This is a genomic window from Micrococcus sp. iso_239 (assembly GCF_056173395.1).
Genome location: NZ_CM149672.1, coordinates 354,945 through 376,447 on the forward strand (window position 1 = coordinate 354,945; position 21,503 = coordinate 376,447).

The window sequence follows — 21,503 nt, forward strand, 5'->3', positions numbered from 1 at the left end:
CCCATGGCCCAGCGCTTCTACGACACCCGCACCGCGCAGATCCGGGACTTCGAGCCCCTCGTGCCCGGCGAGGCGTCGGTGTACTACTGCGGGGCCACGGTGCAGGGCATGCCGCACGTGGGCCACGTGCGCAGCGCGATCGTGTTCGACATCCTCATCCGCTGGCTCGAGGCCACCGGGCTGCGCGTCACCTCGGTGCGGAACGTGACGGACATCGACGACAAGATCCTCGACCGCTCGGCCGCCTCCCACGAGGCCGGCTTCGAGGCCTCGGACCTCTACCCGGCCCGCGAGCCGTGGTGGGCCCTGGCCTACCGGTTCGAGAAGGCGTTCGACGCCGCCTACCTCGCCCTCGGCGTCCGCCGTCCCACCTATGAGCCGCGCGCCACCGGCCACGTGCCCGAGATGTTCGCGCTCATCGAGCGCCTGATGGAGCGCGGCCACGCCTACCCCGCGCAGGACGGCTCGGGCGACGTCTACTTCGACGTCCGGTCCTGGGAGCGCTACGGCGAGCTCACCCGCCAGCGCGTCGAGGACATGCAGGACGCCCCCGACGCCGACCCGCGCGGCAAGCGCGACCCCCGCGACTTCGCCCTGTGGAAGGGCGCCAAGCCCGGCGAGCCCGCCACCGCCGTGTGGGAGTCGCCCTGGGGCGCCGGCCGCCCCGGATGGCACCTGGAGTGCTCGGCCATGTCCACGAAGTACCTCGGCGCCGAGTTCGACATCCACGGCGGCGGCCTGGACCTGCGGTTCCCGCACCACGAGAACGAGCTGGCCCAGTCGGCGGCCGCCGGTGACGGCTTCGCCCGCTTCTGGCTGCACAACGGGCTCGTCACCTACGGCGGCGAGAAGATGTCCAAGTCCGTGGGCAACACGATCTCCCCCGAGGAGATGCTCGGCATGGCCCGCCCGACGGCGGTGCGCTACTTCCTGGGGCAGGCCCACTACCGCTCCCAGCTCGACTACCGGCCCGGCGCCCTCGACGAGGCCGAGGCCGCCGTCGAGCGCATCGAGGGCTTCACGGCCCGCGCCCGGGCCGCGGGTGCCGTCCCGCCCGCCCCCGACGGGGCGCTCGCGGACCGCGTGCCCGCCGCCTTCCGCGCCGCCATGGAGGACGACCTCAACGTGCCCCAGGCGCTCGCGGCCCTGCACGAGGCCGTGCGCGCCGGCAACTCGGCGCTGGCCGGGCAGGACCTCGACGCCGCGGCCGCCCGCCTGGCCGAGGTGGAGGCCATGACCGCGGTGCTGGGCCTGGACGACGTGCCCGAGGGCGACGACGCCGCGGCCGGCCCGGTGTCGGACGCCCTCGACTCGCTCGTCCGGTCGCAGATCGAGGCGCGGGCGCAGGCCCGCGCGGACAAGGACTGGGCCACCGCGGACCGCATCCGCGACGCGTTGGCCGCGGCCGGCGTCGTGGTGGAGGACGGCGCCGACGGCGCCACATGGCGCCTGGCGGACTGACACCTAGACTGGAGGGCGATCCGGCGGCGCCCCGCGTGCCGCCGCCCCCGTCCCCGGCCCGCAGGAGTCCCGCCATGTCCACCGCACCCCGCTCCGGCGGATCCCGCAAGCCCAAGGGCAAGAAGGGCCCCATGAAGGGCACCGGCGGCCACGGTCGCAAGGCGCTCGAGGGCCGCGGACCCACCCCCAAGGCCGAGGACCGGGTCTACCACAAGGCGCACCGCGCCAAGCAGCTGGCCGAGCGCTCGGCCGCCAAGCGCGGTCCCGTGAAGGACCAGGTCCGCGGCCGCGTGAAGCTCACGGATGAGACGGTCTCCGGTCGCAATCCCGTGCTCGAGGCGCTGCGCGCGGGCATCCCGGCCAAGGCGCTGCACGTGGCCGTGCGCATCGAGATGGACGACCGCGTCAAGGAGGCCCTGCGCCTCTGCCTCGAGCAGGGCGTGCCGGTCCTGGAGAACACCAAGCCGGAGCTGGACCGCCTCTCCGGCGAGGCCGTGCACCAGGGCATCGTGCTGCAGATCCCGCCCTATGAGTACGCGGACGCCACGGCCCTGGCCCTCGACGCGCTCGCGAAGCACGAGAAGGGGCACCTGCGGACCCCGCCGCTGCTGATCGCGCTCGACGGCATCACCGACCCCCGCAACCTCGGCGCCATCATCCGGGCCGGCTCCGCGTTCGACGCGGACGGCGTGATCGTGCCCGAGCGCCGCTCCGTCGGCGTGACCGCCACCGCCTGGCGCACCTCGGCCGGCGCGGCCGCGCGGGTGCCCGTGGCCCAGGCCGGCAACCTGAACACCACCCTCGTCGACCTGCACAAGGCCGGCTACTTCGTGCTGGGCCTCGACGGCGGCGGGGACGTCTCGCTGCCCGGGCTCGCCCTGGCCACGGAGCCGCTCGTGCTCGTGGTGGGGGCCGAGGGCAAGGGTCTGTCCCGCATGGTGCGGGAGCACTGCCAGCAGATCGTGTCCATCCCGATCGACTCGACGATGGAGTCCCTCAACGCCTCGATGGCGGTGGGCATCTCCCTGTACGAGATCTCGGTGCAGCGCGCCGGCGGGCGCTGACCTCCACGGCGCCCCCGCCCGGGATGACGGCCAGGCGGGGACGCGGGTGTCGCACACGGCGCCGACGCGGGCAGAGTGTCTACAGTGACGTCGATCACATGGCAGGATGTCGCGTGGATACGCGCACGTCTTGCCTGTGATGCGTGTCACCGCGCACAGTGTCTGCACTGTGTCCGACGGGCCCCCGTCGGCGAGCGCATCCCGCACCGCACCATCAGAACGAGGTCCGTCTCATGAAGCACCGCTCCCTCTCCCTCACCGCCGCCCTCGCCGTCGCCGCCCTCGGGCTCACGGCGTGCGGTGACTCCGGCTCCGGCGGCTCCGGCTCGTCCTCCGCCGCCGGCGGCGACGGCTCCTACACCGTGGGCATCAACCAGCTCGTCTCCCACCCGGCGCTCGACGGCGCGGCCGAGGGCTTCAAGGAGGCGTTCAAGGACGCCGGCCTGGACGTGACGTTCGAGGAGCAGAACGCCCAGGGCGAGCAGGCCACCGTCACCTCGATCGCCTCCACCTTCGCCAACGACGGGGACGTGGACCTCGTGGCCGCGATCGCGACCCCCGCCGCACAGGGCACCGTCTCGGCCGTGAAGGACAAGCCGGTCGTGTTCATGGCGGTCACCGACCCGAAGGGCGCTGAGCTCGTGGCCTCGGACGAGGCCCCGGGCGGCAACGTCACCGGCGTCTCGGACCGCAACCCGGTCAAGGAGCAGCTGCAGCTGCTCAAGGACGTGAAGCCGGACGCCACGACCGTCGGCATCGTCTACAACTCCGGCGAGGCCAACTCCAAGGTCCAGGTGGACCAGGCCAAGGAGGCCGGCAAGGAGCTGGGCCTCGAGGTCAAGGAGGCCACCATCACCAACTCGTCCGAGGTCCAGCAGGGCGTGCAGTCCCTGTCCGGCGTGGACGGCATCTACGTGCCCACGGACAACGCCGTCGTCTCGGCGTTGGAGACCGTGGTCGGCTACGGCAAGGAGCAGCGCATCCCCGTCATCTCGGCGGACATCGACTCCGTCGAGCGCGGCGCCCTGGGCACGTACGGCATCGACTACACGGCGCACGGCAAGCAGGCCGGCGAGATGGCTGTGAAGATCCTCAAGGACGGCGCGAAGCCGGCCGAGCTGCCCGTGGGCTACGCCGACCCGGCCAACCTGCAGCTCGTGCTGAACCCGCAGGCCGCCGAGGCCTACGGCGTCGAGATCCCCGCCAAGCTCAAGGACAGGGCCGACCAGCTCGTCGAGGGCTGATCCCGCGCCTGCCCGCCTCCGCGGCGGCCCGGACCACGGGGTCCGAGCCGCCGCGGAGCACGTCGGCGGCCGGCCCACCCCGTCCCGCCGTCGTCCGTCCCCCTCGCCCCGCCCGAAAGGCACCCACCCCATGCTGACCGCAGTGGAACTGGGTCTGATCTACGCCGTCGTCGCGCTCGGCGTGTACCTGACCTTCCGCATCCTCGACTTCCCCGACCTCACGGTGGACGGCTCGTTCACCACCGGCGCCGCCACGGCCGCCGTGCTCATCACGGGCGGCACGCCGGTGCCCCTGGCCATGCTCGCCGCCTTCGTGGCGGGCGCGCTCGCGGGCCTCGTCACCGGCCTGCTGCACACCAAGGGCCGGATCGACGGCCTGCTCGCCGGCATCCTCACGATGATCGCGCTCTACTCGATCAACCTGCGGATCATGGGCAAGGCCAACATCCCCTTGCTCGGCCAGGACACCCTGTTCACGTGGCTCGACGACCTGGGCCTGGCCCGGAACTGGGGCTCGATCCTCGTGCTCTTCCTCGGCGTGTTCGTGGTGAAGCTGATCCTCGACTGGTTCCTGCACACGGACCTGGGCCTCGCCCTGCAGGCGACCGGTGACAACGAGGAGATGATCCGCTCGTACGGCGTCTCCACGGACCGGATGAAGATCCTCGGCCTCATGATCTCCAACGGCCTCGTGGCCCTCGGCGGCTCCCTGCTGGCCATGTACCAGGGCTTCGCGGACATCTCCATGGGCATCGGCCTCATCCTCGTGGGCCTGGCGTCCGTGATCGTGGGCCAGGCCGTGTTCGGCCAGCGCACGGTCTTCTGGGCGACGCTCGCCGTGATCGTCGGCGCCGTGCTCTACCGCCTGATCATCCAGTTCGCCCTCAACGCGGGCCTGAGCCCGAACGACATGAAGCTGATCTCCGCGGCCCTCGTCGTCGTGGCCCTGCTGCTGCCGCGCTTCGGCTTCGCCAGGCGCCTGAGCCTGCGCACGCGGGGCACGGCCGCGACCCCGGCGCCGGCCGCCGCCGCTCCGGCCACCGCCGGCATGCCCCTGACTGGCGAGCCGGGCGGCGCCACCCCCGCCGCATCCGTCTCCGAGGAGGCCCCCCGTGCTTGAGATCTCACAGGTCTCCAAGACCTTCTTCCCGAACACCGTCAACGAGCGGCGCGCCCTGCAGGGCATCGACCTGCACCTGGCCGAGGGCGACTTCGTCACCGTGATCGGCTCCAACGGCGCCGGCAAGTCCACGATCCTGAACACGATCGCCGGCAAGCTGCTCCCGGACACCGGCACCGTGGCCGTGGGCGGCAAGGACGTCACCCGCATGCCGGACCACCGCCGCGCGGCCTCGATCGGCCGGGTGTTCCAGGACCCGACGGCGGGCACGGCCCCGAATCTCACGATCGAGGAGAACATGGCCCTGGCCTGGCGACGCGGGCACGCCCGCGGGCTCTCGCGGGGCGTCTCCCGCGCCCGGCGCGCGATGTTCCGCGACGAGCTCACGAAGCTCGAACTCGGCCTGGAGAACCGCCTCACCGCCAAGGTCGGGCTGCTCTCCGGTGGCCAGCGTCAGGCGCTCAGCCTGCTCATGGCCACGTTCTCCGGACCGAAGATCCTGCTGCTGGACGAGCACACCGCCGCCCTGGACCCGTCCCGGGCGGAGCTGGTGACCCGCCTGACCCGGCAGGTGGTGGCCGAGCACCGGCTCACCACGCTGATGGTCACGCACAACATGTCCCAGGCCCTCGAGGTCGGCAACCGGCTGATCATGATGCACGACGGCCGGATCATCCTCGAGCTGGACGAGCAGGAGAAGGCCGGGCGCACCCCGGCGGACCTGCTGGCCGAGTTCGGCAAGATCAAGGGCGCCGTCGTGGACGACAAGACCATGCTGTCCTGAGCGTCCCGTCCGGCGCCCCGTCCCCGGCCCGCCCCTCCGCCCCCCACGGCGGGCGGGCGGGCCGGCCGTTCTCACCGGCGCGGCCGCGGGGTAGCGTCGTGGCGTGAGCACCGTGAAGCCCGACACCCAGAGCGCCACCGCAGCCGATGTCCGCCTCCAGACCGTCACGGGGCGTATCCCGGTGACGGACGTGCAGCCCGTGGTGCTGGACGGCCGGTTCCCGGCGAAGGCCGTGGTCGGCGAGGACATCCCCGTCCGCGCGACCGTGTTCCGCGAGGGCCACGACTCCGTGCGCGCCACCGTCCGCCTGCTCGACCCGGCCGGCGCCGAGGTGCAGCGCGTGCAGATGCGTCCGGGCCGGCCCGGCCTGGACGAGGTCGTGGCCACGCTGCGGCCCGCCGAGCCGGGCCTGCACCAGTTCGTGGTCGAGGGCTGGGACGATCCGGTGGGCACGTGGAAGCACGCGGCCACCGTCAAGATCGCCGCCGGCGTCGACGTGGAGCTGATGCTCGCCGAGGGCGCCGCCCTGTTCCGCCGGGCCGCCGAGGACGCGGAGCGCTCGGCCGAGGACCGCGCCGTGTTCGAGGAGGTCGTTCGCGGCCTCGAGGACGAGTCGCTCATCCCGGCCCAGCGCCTGGCCTCCGCCGAGTCGGCGGAGGTGTCCGCCGTCCTCCACGCCCGCCCCGTGCGGGAGCACCTCACGAGCTCCGAGCTCTACCCGCTGGACGTGCAGCGTGAGCTCGCCGGCCGCGGCGCCTGGTACGAGTTCTTCCCCCGCTCCGAGGGCGCCCGCTTCGACGAGGCCTCCGGCACGTGGTCCTCCGGCACCTTCGCGACGGCGGCCGACCGGCTCCCGGCGGTCGCCCGGATGGGCTTCCAGGTGGCCTACCTGCCGCCGATCCACCCGATCGGCACCACGCACCGCAAGGGTCCGAACAACACGCTGACGGCCGGGCCGCAGGACCCGGGCTCGCCGTGGGCGATCGGCGGGCCCGAGGGCGGGCACGACGCCGTGCACCCGGACCTGGGCACCGTCGAGGACTTCGAGGCGTTCGTGGCCGCGGCCGCGGACGAGGGCCTCGAAGTGGCCCTGGACCTGGCCCTGCAGTGCTCCCCGGACCACCCGTGGGTCGCCGCGCACCCGGAGTGGTTCACCACCCGCGTGGACGGCACCATCGCGTACGCGGAGAACCCGCCGAAGAAGTACCAGGACATCTACCCGCTGAACTTCGACAACGACCCGGGCGGCCTCGCCCAGGCGGTGCTGGACGTGGTGCGGGGCTGGGTGGCCCGCGGCGTGCACATCTTCCGCGTGGACAACCCCCACACCAAGCCCCTGTGGTTCTGGGAGTGGCTGATCGCGAAGGTCCGCGCCGAGGAGCCGCGCGTCGTGTTCCTCGCCGAGGCCTTCACCCGTCCCGCGATGATGCACGCCCTGGGCAAGGTCGGGTTCCAGCAGTCCTACGGGTACTTCACCTGGCGGAACACGGCCGAGGAGCTTGCGGAGTACCTCCAGGAGATCTCGCACGAGACGCCGGCGTTCTATCGCCCCAACCTCTTCGTCAACACGCCGGACATCCTCACGGAGTACCTGCAGCACGGCGGCCCGGGCGCGTTCCGGATCCGCGCCGTCGTCGCCGCCACGGCCAGCCCGCTGTGGGGCGTCTACGCCGGGTTCGAGCTGTTCGAGCACGTGGCCCGGCCGGGCGCGGAGGAGTACATCGACAACGAGAAGTACGAGTACCGCCCCCGGGACTGGGAGGGCGCGGAGGCCGCGGGTGCCTCGCTCGCCCCGTACCTCACCCGGCTCAATGAGATCCGCGCGGCGCACCCGGCGCTGGGCGACCTGCAGAACCTGACCCTGCACGCCTCGACGCACCCTGACCTGCTCGTGTTCTCGAAGACGCGCTCGGCCCGGCCCGAGGGTGCGCACCGGGACGCCGAGGCGGTCACCGACGCCGGTCCCGCGGAGGACACCCTGATCGTCGTCGTCACCACGAACCCGCACGACGTCGTCGAGGCGACCCTGGACCTGGACCTCGAGGCGCTGCGTCTGCGCCCCGAGGACCGCGACGCGTCCGGGGCCGTCGAGGTGGAGGACCTGCTCACCGGCCAGCGCTGGCGGTGGGGCCGCACCCCGTACGTCCGCCTGGACCCCCACGTCGAGCCCGCCCATGTCCTGCGGGTCGTCCGGAACGGCTGAGCCGCTCCCGACGCCCGCCGTCCCCAGAACAGGAATCGCCATGACCCCGTCCGCCGCCCCCCGTCCCGCCGTCGCCCCGCTCGCCGTGGACCCGGAGGTGCTGGCCGCCGTCGCGCAGGGCCGGCACCACGATCCGCACACCGTGCTGGGCGCCCACCCGCATCCCGACGGCGCGGCGGTCACCTACCGCGTGCTGCGCCCGCTGGCGCGCACGGTCACGGTGGTCCGCGCCGGCGACGGGCAGCGGGTGGAGCTGACGCACGAGCACGACGGCGTGTTCGCGGGCGTGGCCCCGACGCCCCGCGTGGCCGGGGCTGCCGCGGGCGACTACCGCGTCGAGGTGGCGTACGAGACCGAGGACGGCACGACCGGCCCCGTCCAGGAGCAGGACGACGCGTACCGGCACCTGCCCACGCTCGGCGAGCTGGACCTGCACCTGATCGGGGAGGGCCGGCACGAACGGCTGTGGGAGGTGCTGGGCGCCCGCGTGGTCCGCACCTCCGCGGGCGAGGCCGTCGGCACGGCCTTCGCGGTCTGGGCGCCGAACGCGCGGGCCGTGCGCGTGGTGGGCGACCACAACGGCTGGGACGGCCGGACCCATGCCATGCGGTCCCTCGGCTCCTCCGGCGTGTGGGAGCTGCTGGTGCCTGGCGTCGGTCACGGCGACCGCTACAAGTTCGAGATCCTCGGCCGGGACGGGCTCTGGCGGCAGAAGGCGGACCCGATGGCCCGCTGGACGGAGGTCCCGCCGGCCACGGCCTCGCGTGTGCTCGAGTCCGACTACGCCTTCGGGGACCGCACCTGGATGGAGCGCCGCCGTCTCACGGACCCGCACGAGCGCCCGCTGAGCATCTACGAGGTGCACCTGGGCTCGTGGCGGCCCGGGCTGGACTACCGCGAGCTGGCCGAGCAGCTCGTGGAGTACGTGCAGTGGCTCGGGTTCACGCACGTGGAGTTCCTGCCGGTCGCGGAGCATCCGTTCGGCGGGTCCTGGGGCTACCAGGTGACCGGCTACTACGCCCCCACCTCCCGGTTCGGCTCCCCGGACGAGTTCAAGCACCTGGTGGACGCGCTCCACCGGGCGGGGATCGGCGTCATCGTGGACTGGGTGCCGGCGCACTTCCCGAAGGACGAGTGGGCGCTCGCGCGCTTCGACGGGACCGCCCTGTACGAGCACCCGGACCCGCGGCGGGGCGAACATCCCGACTGGGGCACCCTCGTGTTCGACTTCGGCCGCACCGAGGTCCGCAACTTCCTCGTGGCCAACGCGCTCTACTGGCTCGGCGAGTTCCACATCGACGGGCTGCGCGTGGACGCCGTCGCCTCGATGCTCTACCTGGACTACTCGCGCGAGGACGGGCAGTGGGAGCCCAACGTGCACGGCGGCAACCACAACCTCGAGGCCATCGACTTCCTGCGCGAGGTCAACGCGACCGTGTACCGCCTGCACCCCGGCGTCCACATGATCGCGGAGGAGTCCACGGCCTTCTCCGGGGTGAGCGCTCCCGTGGACGCGGGCGGTCTCGGCTTCGGCAAGAAGTGGAACATGGGCTGGATGCACGACACCCTGGCCTACCTGTCCCAGGACCCGGTCAACCGCCGGTGGCACCACGAGCAGTGGACGTTCTCCATGGTGTACGCCTACTCGGAGAACTACGTGCTGCCGCTGTCCCACGATGAGGTCGTCCACGGCAAGGGCTCCCTGCTGGGCCGCATCCCGGGCGACCGACGGCAGCAGCTGGCGACCCTGCGCGCCTACTACGGGTACATGTGGGCGCACCCCGGCAAGCAGCTGCTGTTCATGGGCGGGGAGTACGCGCAGCCGAGCGAGTGGTCCGAGGGCGAGGGCCTGGACTGGCCCGTCTCGTGGGATGAGGCGCACCGCGGGGTCCAGCTGACGATCCGGGAGCTCAACGCGCTCTACCGCAGCAAGCCGGCGCTGTGGTCGCTGGACCACAGCCCGGAGGGATTCTCGTGGGTGGACGGCGGCGACGCCGACGGCAACACGCTCGTGTTCCTCCGCATGCCCGCGGCGCAGGTGGTGCCGGAGACACGGATCGACGACGACGGCGCCGCGGTCCCGGCCGCTGAACCGGGCGGCGCCCCGCTGCTGTGCATCACCAACCTCTCGGGGTCGCCGCGTCAGGGGCTGCGCGTGGGGGTGCCGTCCGCGGGGGAGTGGACGGTGGTGCTGGACACCGATGCGACCGACTTCCACGGTGACGGCTGGCGGGAGCAGACCGGCCAGTCCGAGGTGATCGCGGCACACGAGGGCCAGTGGCAGGGCCAGCCGGCCCGCGTCACGGTGAACGTGCCGGCGCTGACCACCCTGTGGCTCCAGCCGACCCTGGACACGACGGCCACGCCCTGAGGAGTGGTGCACGTCACGGCCGGGGGTGACGGCGCTGGAGCGTCGAACGGGGCGGGCCAGGCCGAAGGAATCCGCGAGAACAGGCGGAAACCGGCCGCCCACCCTTGACCGCACGCCGGGTGCCGCCCCTGATTTTGTGTTCGGTGGGATTCGTGTGTAGAGTTCCATCTCGTGCTCAAGACGCCGACCGGGTGACCGGGAGGCGGGGTGAAGAACACAGAATCCGCGGATTCATGCCGAGAATGGCAGGTCCAGGGCGGGTGGTGCTCACCGGGTGCGCGGCCGGCAGTGATGCGGGTCGGGATTCCTGAAGAAGATGATCTGGTTTGACAGCCGGGAATCATGTGGTAAGCTTTTCAAGGCCTTCCACGTGGATGGTCCGGTGAGTGTCTGACACCGCGTTGAGCGGAGTTGACATGGTCGGATCACGTGGTAAGGTTTTCTAGCCCGGCCATGTGAACGGACGGTGAATGCTTCGGACACGGAGTTGACACGGTCGAAACGGATGGTCTAGGATGGAGAAGTTGCTCCAGAGCGAAACGGCCCGCGGAGCGGGTCGCTGAAGCTGGAAGCGCCTGTTGTTTGAGAACTCAATAGTGTGCCAAGTTTGTTGATGCCAATTGTTTTAACACATATTGGTTGATCATCGCCTGCCACCCCCGTGGTGTGGTGATGGTCTGCCAGGTATTGAATGGATGTCGTGGTGGTTATTTCCGGCTGCCACGGTGTTGTTCTGTAATTTTTTTACGGAGAGTTTGATCCTGGCTCAGGATGAACGCTGGCGGCGTGCTTAACACATGCAAGTCGAACGATGAAGCCCAGCTTGCTGGGTGGATTAGTGGCGAACGGGTGAGTAACACGTGAGTAACCTGCCCTTAACTCTGGGATAAGCCTGGGAAACTGGGTCTAATACCGGATAGGAGCGTCCACCGCATGGTGGGTGTTGGAAAGATTTATCGGTTTTGGATGGACTCGCGGCCTATCAGCTTGTTGGTGAGGTAATGGCTCACCAAGGCGACGACGGGTAGCCGGCCTGAGAGGGTGACCGGCCACACTGGGACTGAGACACGGCCCAGACTCCTACGGGAGGCAGCAGTGGGGAATATTGCACAATGGGCGCAAGCCTGATGCAGCGACGCCGCGTGAGGGATGACGGCCTTCGGGTTGTAAACCTCTTTCAGTAGGGAAGAAGCGAAAGTGACGGTACCTGCAGAAGAAGCACCGGCTAACTACGTGCCAGCAGCCGCGGTAATACGTAGGGTGCGAGCGTTATCCGGAATTATTGGGCGTAAAGAGCTCGTAGGCGGTTTGTCGCGTCTGTCGTGAAAGTCCGGGGCTTAACCCCGGATCTGCGGTGGGTACGGGCAGACTAGAGTGCAGTAGGGGAGACTGGAATTCCTGGTGTAGCGGTGGAATGCGCAGATATCAGGAGGAACACCGATGGCGAAGGCAGGTCTCTGGGCTGTAACTGACGCTGAGGAGCGAAAGCATGGGGAGCGAACAGGATTAGATACCCTGGTAGTCCATGCCGTAAACGTTGGGCACTAGGTGTGGGGACCATTCCACGGTTTCCGCGCCGCAGCTAACGCATTAAGTGCCCCGCCTGGGGAGTACGGCCGCAAGGCTAAAACTCAAAGGAATTGACGGGGGCCCGCACAAGCGGCGGAGCATGCGGATTAATTCGATGCAACGCGAAGAACCTTACCAAGGCTTGACATGTTCTCGATCGCCGTAGAGATACGGTTTCCCCTTTGGGGCGGGTTCACAGGTGGTGCATGGTTGTCGTCAGCTCGTGTCGTGAGATGTTGGGTTAAGTCCCGCAACGAGCGCAACCCTCGTTCCATGTTGCCAGCACGTCGTGGTGGGGACTCATGGGAGACTGCCGGGGTCAACTCGGAGGAAGGTGAGGACGACGTCAAATCATCATGCCCCTTATGTCTTGGGCTTCACGCATGCTACAATGGCCGGTACAATGGGTTGCGATACTGTGAGGTGGAGCTAATCCCAAAAAGCCGGTCTCAGTTCGGATTGGGGTCTGCAACTCGACCCCATGAAGTCGGAGTCGCTAGTAATCGCAGATCAGCAACGCTGCGGTGAATACGTTCCCGGGCCTTGTACACACCGCCCGTCAAGTCACGAAAGTTGGTAACACCCGAAGCCGGTGGCCTAACCCTTGTGGGGGGAGCCGTCGAAGGTGGGACCAGCGATTGGGACTAAGTCGTAACAAGGTAGCCGTACCGGAAGGTGCGGCTGGATCACCTCCTTTCTAAGGAGCATCAGTGCCCGTTGCATCACCGCGTGTGTGATGGCGGGTTGCTCATGGGTGGAACATCAATGAATGGTGCCAGTGGTGGTGCCGGCAGTGCTCGAGTACGTCATGCCTGTGAGGGTGTGGTTGGAATGGGTGGTGTTGGTGGCTGCGAGCTGGTGTTGGCACACTGTTGGGTCCTGGAACAGCAGGCACCCTGATCTGTGAGGGTTGGGTTGTTGTTTCTGGTCTCCGTATCTTGTGAAGCTGGCCTTGTGGGTTGGTGGATGGGGTGTGGGTTGTTGTTTGAGAACTGCATAGTGGACGCGAGCATCTTATTTTTTGTTGCTGCATCGTTGATCGCACTGTTCCCCCTGGGGTGGTGTGTGAGGTGTGGTGATGCCGAGAATGACATCTTAGTTAGATATTGCTCATTTGAGGACTTTCATTGTGTGTGAAAGTTTCCAAGGGCGCATGGTGGATGCCTTGGCAACAGGAGCCGAAGAAGGACGTGGGAATCTGCGATAAGCCTGGTGGAGTCGATAACCGGACGTTGAGACCAGGATTTCCGAATGGGGAAACCCCGCACGACGTGTCGTGTGACCCCCGGTTGAACACATAGACCGGGTGGAGGGAACGTGGGGAAGTGAAACATCTCAGTACCCACAGGAAGAGAAAACAAAAGTGATTCCGTTAGTAGTGGCGAGCGAACGCGGATGGGGCTAAACCGTATGTGTGTGATACCCGGCAGGGGTTGCATGTGCGGTGTTGTGGGCCCCTCCTTGTCATGTCTGCCGGCATGGCGCAGTGAGGTGCGGGCATATAGACGAACCAGTGTGGATGCTGGACCGTAGAGGGTGAGAGTCCCGTAGTCGAAATGTGTTCCGCCGCTGTTGGGGGGTTGCCCGAGTAGCACGGGGCCCGAGGAATCCCGTGTGAATCTGCCAGGACCACCTGGTAAGCCTGAATACTACCTGTTGACCGATAGCGGATCAGTACCGTGAGGGAATGGTGAAAAGTACCCCGGGAGGGGAGTGAAATAGTACCTGAAACCATGTGCCTACAAACCGTTGGAGCCTCCTTGTGGGGTGACAGCGTGCCTTTTGAAGAATGAGCCTGCGAGTTAGTGATACGTGGCGAGGTTAACCCGTGTGGGGAAGCCGTAGCGAAAGCGAGTCTGAATAGGGCGATTGAGTCGCGTGTCCTAGACCCGAAGCGGAGTGATCTACCCATGGCCAGGTTGAAGCGCGTGTAAGAGCGCGTGGAGGACCGAACCCACTTCAGTTGAAAATGGAGGGGATGAGCTGTGGGTAGGGGTGAAAGGCCAATCAAACTCCGTGATAGCTGGTTCTCCCCGAAATGCATTTAGGTGCAGCGTCACGTGTTTCTTCCCGGAGGTAGAGCTACTGGATGGACGATGGGCCCTACAAGGTTACTGACTTCAGCCAAACTCCGAATGCCGGGAAGTGAGAGCGTGGCAGTGAGACTGTGGGGGATAAGCTTCATAGTCGAGAGGGAAACAGCCCAGACCACCGGTTAAGGCCCCTAAGCGTGTGCTAAGTGGGAAAGGATGTGGAGTTGCTGAGACAACCAGGAGGTTGGCTTAGAAGCAGCCACCCTTGAAAGAGTGCGTAATAGCTCACTGGTCAAGTGATTCCGCGCCGACAATGTAGCGGGGCTCAAGTACACCGCCGAAACCGTGGCATTCAGTTTTGCTGGATGGGTAGGGGAGCGTCGTTCACGAGGTGAAGCCAGCGGGTAACTTCTGGTGGATTGTGGACGAGTGAGAATGCAGGCATGAGTAGCGAAAGACGGGTGAGAAACCCGTCCGCCGGATGACTAAGGGTTCCAGGGTCAAGCTAATCTGCCCTGGGTAAGTCGGGACCTAAGGCGAGGCCGACAGGCGTAGTCGATGGACAACGGGTTGATATTCCCGTACCAGTGAAGAACCGTCCATGTTGAGCCGGTGATACTAACCGCCCGAACCATCCCGAACCCCGTCTTTGACGGGGTCGGTGGTGGGGAGCGCGGGACCTGAACCGGGGAGGCAAGCGCATTAACGGGTGTGACGCAGGAAGGTAGCCGGGCCGGGCAATGGAAATGACCTGGTCTAAGGGTGTAGGGCTGCCGGTAGGTAAATCCGCCGGCTGTATGCCTGAGACCTGATGGGCGCCCACGTGGTGGGTGATCCGGTGATCCTATGCTGCCTAGAAAAGCATCGGCGCGAGGTTCAAACTGCCCGTACCCTAAACCGACACAGGTGGTCAGGTAGAGAATACTAAGGCGATCGAGAGAATCATGGTTAAGGAACTCGGCAAAATGCCCCCGTAACTTCGGGAGAAGGGGGGCCCCAACCTTGAGCACCACGTGCTGGTGTGAGGGGATCGGGGCCGCAGAGACCAGGGGGAAGCGACTGTTTATCAAAAACACAGGTCCATGCGAAGTCGTAAGACGATGTATATGGACTGACTCCTGCCCGGTGCTGGAAGGTTAAGGGGACCTGTTAGCTTCGGCGAAGCGGAGAACTTAAGCCCCAGTAAACGGCGGTGGTAACTATAACCATCCTAAGGTAGCGAAATTCCTTGTCGGGTAAGTTCCGACCTGCACGAATGGAGTAACGACTTCCCCGCTGTCTCAACCATGAACTCGGCGAAATTGCATTACGAGTAAAGATGCTCGTTACGCGCAGAAGGACGGAAAGACCCCGTGACCTTTACTATAGTTTGGTATTGGTATTCGGTGTGACTTGTGTAGGATAGGTGGGAGACTGTGAAGCGGGCACGCCAGTGTTCGTGGAGTCGCCGTTGAAATACCACTCTGGTCACTCTGGATATCTAACTTCGGCCCGTGATCCGGGTCAGGGACAGTGCCTGATGGGTAGTTTAACTGGGGCGGTTGCCTCCCAAAATGTAACGGAGGCGCCCAAAGGTTCCCTCAGCCTGGTTGGCAATCAGGTGTCGAGTGCAAGTGCACAAGGGAGCTTGACTGTGAGAGTGGCAGCTCGAGCAGGGACGAAAGTCGGGACTAGTGATCCGGCGGCTCGTTGTGGAACGGCCGTCGCTCAACGGATAAAAGGTACCTCGGGGATAACAGGCTGATCTTGCCCAAGAGTCCATATCGACGGCATGGTTTGGCACCTCGATGTCGGCTCGTCGCATCCTGGGGCTGGAGTAGGTCCCAAGGGTTGGGCTGTTCGCCCATTAAAGCGGTACGCGAGCTGGGTTCAGAACGTCGTGAGACAGTTCGGTCCCTATCCTCTGCGCGCGTTGGAAATTTGAGAAGGTCTGTCCTTAGTACGAGAGGACCGGGACGGACGAACCTCTGGTATGTCAGTTGTACCGCCAGGTGCATGGCTGATTAGCTACGTTCGGGATGGATAACCGCTGAAAGCATCTAAGCGGGAAGCCGGCTTCGAGATGAGATTTCCTTGCCCCTTTGAGGGTGTGAGGCCCCCAGCTAGAACACTGGGTTGATAGGCTGGATGTGGAAGCGAGGACTGAAGACTCGTGAAGCTGACCAGTACTAATAGGCCGATGACTTACACACACTCTTATCCTATTGCTTGCTTCAAGGTGATGGGTTGGTGTTCGCGTCCACTGTGCGGTTGTCTGATTGCAACCGGCTGTCTGCTTGTTGGTGGGTGGTTGAGGTGTTTTGAGTTGAATAGTGTCACTGTTGTGTGACCCGTAGGTTTCCCTGCTGTTGCCCGTGTTGAGGGTGGTGGTGTGGGGTTAGGGTTACGGCGGTCATAGCGTGGGGGAAACGCCCGGTTCCATTCCGAACCCGGAAGCTAAGGCCCACAGCGCCGATGGTACTGCAGCCGGGAGGTTGTGGGAGAGTAGGTCGCCGCCGGACATTCTTTGAGGGAGGGCCTCGCACCGTTGTGTGCGAGGCCCTTCCCGCATTCCCGGGAGGATTCACCGGGCGGCCCCGTGCGATCTGCACGGGGCTTTCTGCGTTCCGGGGTGCCTCCCCCCCCCCGCGGCGCTCAGAGCTCCTCGCCGGCCCGCAGTCGTGCCGTGAGCGCGCGGGTGAGTCGGCGGCGCAGCCGGCCGTGCTCCGTGCCCTGCTCCCGAAGGCGCGCGTGCACGGCGTCGGCATGGGCCGGCTTCTCCGAGTCGGGGAGTGCGAGGAAGTCGCGCAGCAGCGGCTCCAAGCGCCCGGTGAGGGCGATCACGAGCTCCTGGGTCTCCACGGGCCGTGTGCGCTGCAGGCGAGTCCAGGCTGGCGCGTACTCGGCGGCGTGCTCGACCATCTCCCACGCGAGGGCCCAGCTGTCCGGGCGCAGTCGGTGCCGCTCCGCGCGCAACAGCTGTCGCAGGGCGGCCACGGCCTCCTCGAGCTCGGCGGCGGCCGGGGCGCCGTCGTCGTCGGGGGAGGGGCTCGCGGAGGAACGCGGGAACGGCCACCAGCTCATGCCGGCCTCTCTCGGATTCGCGGGGTGCGCAGAGGTCTCACGCGTGAGATTCTGCCCCGCATCTCGGTTTGGCGGCACCCGGTGTGGCTGGTATAGTCGCTCTCTGTTGGATTCAGGTCTGAGACCTCCAACGGGGTGTGGCGCAGCTTGGTAGCGCGCGTCGTTCGGGACGACGAGGCCGCAGGTTCAAATCCTGTCACCCCGACCAGAAAGAGCCCCCGCCGGATCGGCGGGGGCTCTTCTCGTCTCCGGGTGCTCACCGGGTGCGGTGCGTCAGTCCTGGCGGGACTCCAGGAACCGGAGATGCTCGGGGCGCGCCGGGTCCACTTCGCCGGCCACGTCGTCGTGTTCGTCCACCCAGTCCTTCACGTACGGGCAGACGGGGACGACCCGGCGGCCCGCGGCCACGGTGTCCTTCAGCGCCTCGCGCACGAGGGTCGAGGCCAGGCCCCGGCCCTCGTACTCGTGGTCGACCTTGGTGTGCGGGAAGATCCGCTGGGCCGGGCCGTCGGCGGTGTCGTCGTCGATCGCCGTCGTGAAGCCGGCCACCGTGCCCGCGTCATCGACGACGATCTCGTACCTCTCCCCGTTCTTGCGGACCTGCGGGTGCTCCAGGCTGGGGGTCTGCTCGGTCATGGTCGGTCCTCTCGTTCCTGGGTGGACCCCGCCGCCGGGCCGGCGACGGGGAAGGGGTCAGCCGTCCCGGCGCCGCACGGGGTGGTGAGACAGGATCGAGATGCGGTTCGTCAGGTTCATCACCATCGCGACCCACTGCACGGCCGCGGACTGGGCGTCCGTGAGCGCGGCGGCCGTGGAGGCCTGCACGTAGTTCAGCTGCTCCTGCTCGGGGAGGTCCGTGACCGCCTCGGCGAGCTCGAGTGCGGCGCGCTCCTGCTCCGAGTACACGGCCTCGGCCTCACGCCACGCCGGCAGCAGCCCCAGGCGCTGCACGCTCAGACCGGCGTCGGCGCCCTGGCGGGTGTGCCGGTCCAGGCAGAACACGCAGCCGTTGAGCTGGGAGACCCGGAGGTTCACAAGCTCCACGAGCTGCCGGTCCAGCCCGGCCTGCTCGGCGGCACCGCGCGCGGCCGAGGCCAGCGGTCCGACCGCGTGCCACGCCTCGGGCACGGCCTTGTCGAGGAAGAACGCGAGGGGGTCCTGGCGGGGTGCGGGGGTGTCAGCGGCGGTCATGGTCCTTCAATGTCTCGCAGAACGGGGCGGTGGGCCAGGGACCGGGTGCCCGGCCCGGACGGGCTTCCGGCTCAGATCCGGCCCCGACCGGCTCAGAATCGGCCGGACGAGCCCGCCCCGGAGAACGAGCCGCCCGAGGATCCGTAGCCGGTCCCGGAGGAGCTGGACTGCGCCTGGCGGTGGTCCTGGACGGACCGCTCGCCGGCCTGGTGGCCCGTGGTGAAGGCCACCACCGTCCAGTAGGCATCCGCCGGCAGCGCGGAGTCCAGGATCGAGCCGCGCCCGGACCGGGCCGGGCCACGGTGCGAGCGCAGCTCGTCGCGCAGCAGCTCACGCTCGGCCTCGTCCTTGCCGAAGGCCGCCACCTCGGCGTCGGCGAGGGCGGAGACGAGCCCGGTCAGGCGACGCCGCAGCGCGTCCAGCTCGTCCAACGCCGCGGCCGGGGTCAGGCGCTCGTCCTGCAGGTCCGCACCCAGCGCCTCGAGCCGGTCCTGGGCCTCGGTGCGGAAGGACTCCAGCGCGGCGACCGCGGACCGGACGGGTCCGGCGGAGCCGACGGAGGAGGCCAGCGTGCCGACGGCGTCCAGGTCGGCCCGCAGCGGGGCGGTCTGCTGGTCCCACGCCGCCGGCCACCCCGGGTGGCGGTTGAGGAAGGTGTTCGCCGCGGCCACGGCGTCGTCGAGGCGGTCGAGCTCACGGGCGCGGTCCCGGACGTCCTCCGCGGCCCGGGCATGCTCCGTGCGATGCAGGCTGCGCTCCGGCAGGGCCTCGAGGCGGTCCAGCTCCGCCGACGCGTCGAGCGTCTGGCGCCGGAAGTTGCGGAAGCGCTCCATCAGCGCGGCCGCGTGGGGCGAGTCCTCGGGCACCGTGGACGCGTTCACCTCGGTGGCGTCCATCTCCAGGGTGACGGAGGTCAGGTGGGTGCGGGCCTCGGCCAGCAGGTCGGCCGTCCGGCGGCGGCGACGCCGTCGGCTCGCGAGTGCCGCGGCCGCGGCGCCGCCGCCCGCCACACCGACGATCCCCGCGCCGAACCACAGTTCGGGAGCCTGCCACCAGGGGCGCCCGATCAGCTCGGCGGCGGCGTCCGTCACATCCACGACCGTGTCCGTCCACCGGGCCGCACGGGCCGCCTCGTGTCCGGCCTCGCGCACCTCCCGCAGCCGGTCCGTGCTGAGCATCCGGTCCTGGCCCACGTACACCCCGATCAACCGGTTGTCCGGGTCGAGCGCCACGATCACGAGGTCGTCGGCCCATTTCTGGCCGTCCGCGCTGATCCAGTCCGGGTACTCGGCGCGAGCCCGCTCGAGCACCCGCCCGTTGAACGCCTGAGACGCGCGGTCGTCGTCCAGCGCGGACAGGTCCGGGCCGCGCTCGGTGACCACGGCGACGCGGGTCGGCTCCCGGAACTCGATCCCCGCCAGGTCTCGGCGCAGCTGGGCGGGGTCGATCACGCCCGCGTCATCCACGAGCTCCACCTGGTCCCAGGCCACGGCGTGGGCCTGCGGCGCGGCGGCGACGACGGCGCCCGTCACCCCCGCCGTGACCGGCAGGGCGACGACGGTGGCGGACGCCGCCGGTCCGGTGAGGGCGGCGGCGGACAGGGCGACCGCGGTGAGCGTGCGGCGGGCGATGCGGTGCGGCGGACGGGTCACGGGGCCTCCTGGACGGGTCGGCGGTCCCGCCCAGCCTAGGTACCGCCGGGCGGGTGGCGCCTCAGCCGGTGGGCGCGTCGGCGAGCAGCGCGGCGAGCCGGCCGGCGTCGTGCGCGGTGCCGAACCCCGCCGCCCCCGGCTCGAGGACCCCGGCCCGGTCGAGGCCCGTGTAGGGGACCGCGTCGAAGCCCATCGCGGTGACGAGGGCGACCACCGTGTCGCGCGCGGCGGCGACCGCGGCCGGCTCGGGCGCCGCGTCAGTCCGCTCGGTGCCCACCGCGAGGGCGCGGCGCGGGGCCGTGGCACGCCCGGCATCCTCCAGGTCGTGGTGCGAGATCTCCGAGAACGCGCGCACGACGGGCACGCACAGCCCCGCGGCGGCCCAGCGCGCGGCGATCCGGACGGAGCCGGGCGCGCCGTCGTCGTCGAGCCACGCCGGGACCGGCTCGTCCCCCCACGTGTTGGTCAGGTCCACCACGGCGCGCGTGGCCGGCCCGGCGAGGGCGAGTGGGTCGACGTCGTCCAGCGCCTCGCGCGGCACGGCCACGACGACGAGCTCCGCCTCCGCCGCCAGGTCCTCGGCCGACACGGCGACGGCCTTGGGCGCGTAGATCGTCAGGTGGCGCTGGACCGCCGCGGGGCGCCGCGTGCCCGCGACCATCACCCGCGGGGCGGCCGTGCCCGGGGAGAGGCGGGGGATGCGCGCGATCGCACGTGCCAGCGCGGTGCCCGCCCGCCCCGCACCGAGGATGCCGACGACGCGGGGCAGGGCGTCCGCCGGCGCCGCCTCAGACGAGCTCATTGCGCTGGCGTCCCAGCCCGGTGATCTCCACCTCGACGACGTCGTCGGGACGCAGCCACGGGCGGCGGCCCTCGGCGTCCCGGCGGGCCAGGGCGACCCCTGCGGGCGTGCCGGTCAGGATCAGGTCACCCGGGTTCAGGGTGATCAGCTGCGAGGCGTAGGAGACCAGCTCGGCGGGGGAGAAGACGACGTCGGCGACCCTGTCCTCCTGACGCAGCTCACCGTTGACGTGCGTGAGGACGCGCGCGTCCGCCGGGAACTCTTCCGGGGTGACCAGCCACGGACCCACGGGCGTCGAGGCCTCCCACACCTTGCCCTGCAGCCACTCGGAGGTGCGGCCCTGGAAGCCGCGCATGGAGATGTCGTTGGCCACCGCGTAGCCCGCGATGTGCTCCGGGGCGTCCTCGACGGCGATGCGTCGGCCCGGCTCCCCGACCACGATGCACAGCTCGCCCTCGTAGTCGACCCGGTGGTCCTCCTCGGGGACCTCGATCGGGTCCAGCGCACCCGTGAGGGACTGCGGGAACTTCGCGAACAGCGTCGGATGCTCGGGGCGATCCAGGCCCGTCTCGTCGATGTGGTTCGTGTAGTTCAGGCCCACGCAGAACACCTTGGTGGGGAAGGGCACGAGCGTGTCGTAGACGAGGCCGGAGGTGTCCAGCAGGAGGGACCGGTCGGCCTGCGCCGCGCGGAGGGCACCCTCCACCATCTCCCGCTGCTCCTCCGGCGTGGCGGTGAGGTACTCGCCGACGTCGCGACAGTCCGGCAGGGCGACGGCGCGCACGGCGACCTCGGGGTCCTCGGGGTGCACGGAGGTGATGACCGCGGCGAACGTGGCGCCGGGGTAGGCGGCGTCGGAGTCGGGCTGGCGGAACGTGGCGAGCTTCATGGACCCATCCCATCACAGGGCGGCGGGTCCGGACCCGGGGCGGGCGGACGTGAGACG

Annotated in this window: 13 protein-coding genes, 1 tRNA gene and 3 rRNA genes; 11 read left to right on the forward strand and 6 right to left on the reverse strand. The window is 68.7% G+C overall.

All coding sequences use genetic code 11. The features are described 5' to 3' along the window. Window positions 1-3: 3 nt before the first annotated feature. The 10 genes from cysS (at window position 4) to rrf (ending at window position 16,350) form a co-directional block, all read left to right on the forward strand. A complete protein-coding gene (gene cysS / locus AC0VX2_RS01635) occupies window positions 4-1,461 on the forward strand; it encodes a cysteine--tRNA ligase (RefSeq protein ID WP_060973913.1) in 1,458 nt (485 codons plus the stop codon). 74 nt (window positions 1,462-1,535) lie between these two features. Continuing rightward, window positions 1,536-2,525 (forward strand): 23S rRNA (guanosine(2251)-2'-O)-methyltransferase RlmB, encoded by a 990-nt coding sequence (rlmB, locus tag AC0VX2_RS01640; RefSeq protein ID WP_036382443.1) that lies wholly within the window; start codon window positions 1,536-1,538, stop codon window positions 2,523-2,525. Window positions 2,526-2,758: 233 nt separating this feature from the next. Next, window positions 2,759-3,769 (forward strand): ABC transporter substrate-binding protein, encoded by a 1,011-nt coding sequence (locus AC0VX2_RS01645; protein ID WP_101966084.1) that lies wholly within the window; start codon window positions 2,759-2,761, stop codon window positions 3,767-3,769. Between the two features lie 130 nt (window positions 3,770-3,899). Further along, window positions 3,900-4,889 carry an ABC transporter permease gene (locus AC0VX2_RS01650; protein WP_101966083.1) on the forward strand — a complete coding sequence of 330 codons (990 nt, stop codon included), beginning with the start codon at window positions 3,900-3,902 and terminating at the stop codon, window positions 4,887-4,889. Further along, on the forward strand, window positions 4,882-5,673 hold the full coding sequence (locus tag AC0VX2_RS01655; protein ID WP_036382449.1) for an ABC transporter ATP-binding protein: 792 nt from the start codon (window positions 4,882-4,884) through the stop codon (window positions 5,671-5,673). The genes AC0VX2_RS01650 and AC0VX2_RS01655 overlap by 8 nt, the downstream gene beginning before the upstream one ends. 103 nt (window positions 5,674-5,776) lie before the next feature. Then, a complete protein-coding gene (locus AC0VX2_RS01660; RefSeq protein WP_101966082.1) occupies window positions 5,777-7,876 on the forward strand; it encodes an alpha-1,4-glucan--maltose-1-phosphate maltosyltransferase in 2,100 nt (699 codons plus the stop codon). A 40-nt stretch (window positions 7,877-7,916) separates the two neighbouring features. Further along, a complete protein-coding gene (gene glgB, locus AC0VX2_RS01665) occupies window positions 7,917-10,247 on the forward strand; it encodes a 1,4-alpha-glucan branching protein GlgB (RefSeq protein WP_136940052.1) in 2,331 nt (776 codons plus the stop codon). Window positions 10,248-10,990: 743 nt separating this feature from the next. Beyond that, window positions 10,991-12,513: ribosomal RNA gene (locus AC0VX2_RS01670) — 16S ribosomal RNA — on the forward strand. Between the two features lie 436 nt (window positions 12,514-12,949). Next, window positions 12,950-16,041, forward strand: a 23S ribosomal RNA gene (locus tag AC0VX2_RS01675). 192 nt (window positions 16,042-16,233) lie between these two features. Next, a 5S ribosomal RNA gene (rrf, locus tag AC0VX2_RS01680) occupies window positions 16,234-16,350 on the forward strand. The 16S, 23S and 5S rRNA genes sit together here, the layout of an rRNA operon. 133 nt (window positions 16,351-16,483) lie before the next feature. On the opposite strand, the gene AC0VX2_RS01685 is transcribed toward rrf, so the two are convergent. Continuing rightward, window positions 16,484-16,912, reverse strand: coding sequence for a hypothetical protein (locus tag AC0VX2_RS01685; protein WP_119217533.1), 429 nt, complete (start codon window positions 16,910-16,912; stop codon window positions 16,484-16,486). Between the two features lie 131 nt (window positions 16,913-17,043). Between AC0VX2_RS01685 and AC0VX2_RS01690 the strand changes: the two genes are divergently transcribed. Then, window positions 17,044-17,120 (forward strand) — tRNA-Pro (locus tag AC0VX2_RS01690). A 65-nt stretch (window positions 17,121-17,185) separates the two neighbouring features. Here the strand turns inward: AC0VX2_RS01690 and AC0VX2_RS01695 are convergent. From AC0VX2_RS01695 to AC0VX2_RS01715, 5 genes are all read right to left on the reverse strand, one after another. Next, window positions 17,186-17,548, reverse strand: a complete 363-nt coding sequence (locus AC0VX2_RS01695) for a GNAT family N-acetyltransferase (protein WP_020625720.1) — start codon at window positions 17,546-17,548, stop codon at window positions 17,186-17,188. 57 nt (window positions 17,549-17,605) lie between these two features. Then, window positions 17,606-18,103: a carboxymuconolactone decarboxylase family protein gene (locus AC0VX2_RS01700; RefSeq protein ID WP_020625721.1), complete on the reverse strand. Its 498-nt coding sequence runs from the start codon at window positions 18,101-18,103 to the stop codon at window positions 17,606-17,608. A 92-nt stretch (window positions 18,104-18,195) separates the two neighbouring features. Then, window positions 18,196-19,755, reverse strand: coding sequence for a DUF5129 domain-containing protein (locus AC0VX2_RS01705; RefSeq protein ID WP_020625722.1), 1,560 nt, complete (start codon window positions 19,753-19,755; stop codon window positions 18,196-18,198). Window positions 19,756-19,816: 61 nt separating this feature from the next. Beyond that, window positions 19,817-20,557, reverse strand: coding sequence for an NADPH-dependent F420 reductase (locus tag AC0VX2_RS01710; RefSeq protein WP_020625723.1), 741 nt, complete (start codon window positions 20,555-20,557; stop codon window positions 19,817-19,819). Beyond that, window positions 20,544-21,446 (reverse strand): fumarylacetoacetate hydrolase family protein, encoded by a 903-nt coding sequence (locus AC0VX2_RS01715; protein ID WP_020625724.1) that lies wholly within the window; start codon window positions 21,444-21,446, stop codon window positions 20,544-20,546. Before AC0VX2_RS01715 ends, AC0VX2_RS01710 begins: the two co-directional genes overlap by 14 nt. Between the last annotated feature and the right edge of the window lie 57 nt (window positions 21,447-21,503).

Coding starts and splice junctions, on each gene's coding strand:
- cysS (WP_060973913.1), top strand. CDS start 4: ATGGCCCAGCGCTTCTACGACACCCGCACCGCGCAGATCCGGGACTTC.
- rlmB (WP_036382443.1), top strand. CDS start 1,536: ATGTCCACCGCACCCCGCTCCGGCGGATCCCGCAAGCCCAAGGGCAAG.
- AC0VX2_RS01645 (WP_101966084.1), top strand. CDS start 2,759: ATGAAGCACCGCTCCCTCTCCCTCACCGCCGCCCTCGCCGTCGCCGCC.
- AC0VX2_RS01650 (WP_101966083.1), top strand. CDS start 3,900: ATGCTGACCGCAGTGGAACTGGGTCTGATCTACGCCGTCGTCGCGCTC.
- glgB (WP_136940052.1), top strand. CDS start 7,917: ATGACCCCGTCCGCCGCCCCCCGTCCCGCCGTCGCCCCGCTCGCCGTG.
- AC0VX2_RS01685 (WP_119217533.1), bottom strand. CDS start 16,912: ATGAGCTGGTGGCCGTTCCCGCGTTCCTCCGCGAGCCCCTCCCCCGAC.
- AC0VX2_RS01695 (WP_020625720.1), bottom strand. CDS start 17,548: ATGACCGAGCAGACCCCCAGCCTGGAGCACCCGCAGGTCCGCAAGAAC.
- AC0VX2_RS01700 (WP_020625721.1), bottom strand. CDS start 18,103: ATGACCGCCGCTGACACCCCCGCACCCCGCCAGGACCCCCTCGCGTTC.
- AC0VX2_RS01710 (WP_020625723.1), bottom strand. CDS start 20,557: ATGAGCTCGTCTGAGGCGGCGCCGGCGGACGCCCTGCCCCGCGTCGTC.
- AC0VX2_RS01715 (WP_020625724.1), bottom strand. CDS start 21,446: ATGAAGCTCGCCACGTTCCGCCAGCCCGACTCCGACGCCGCCTACCCC.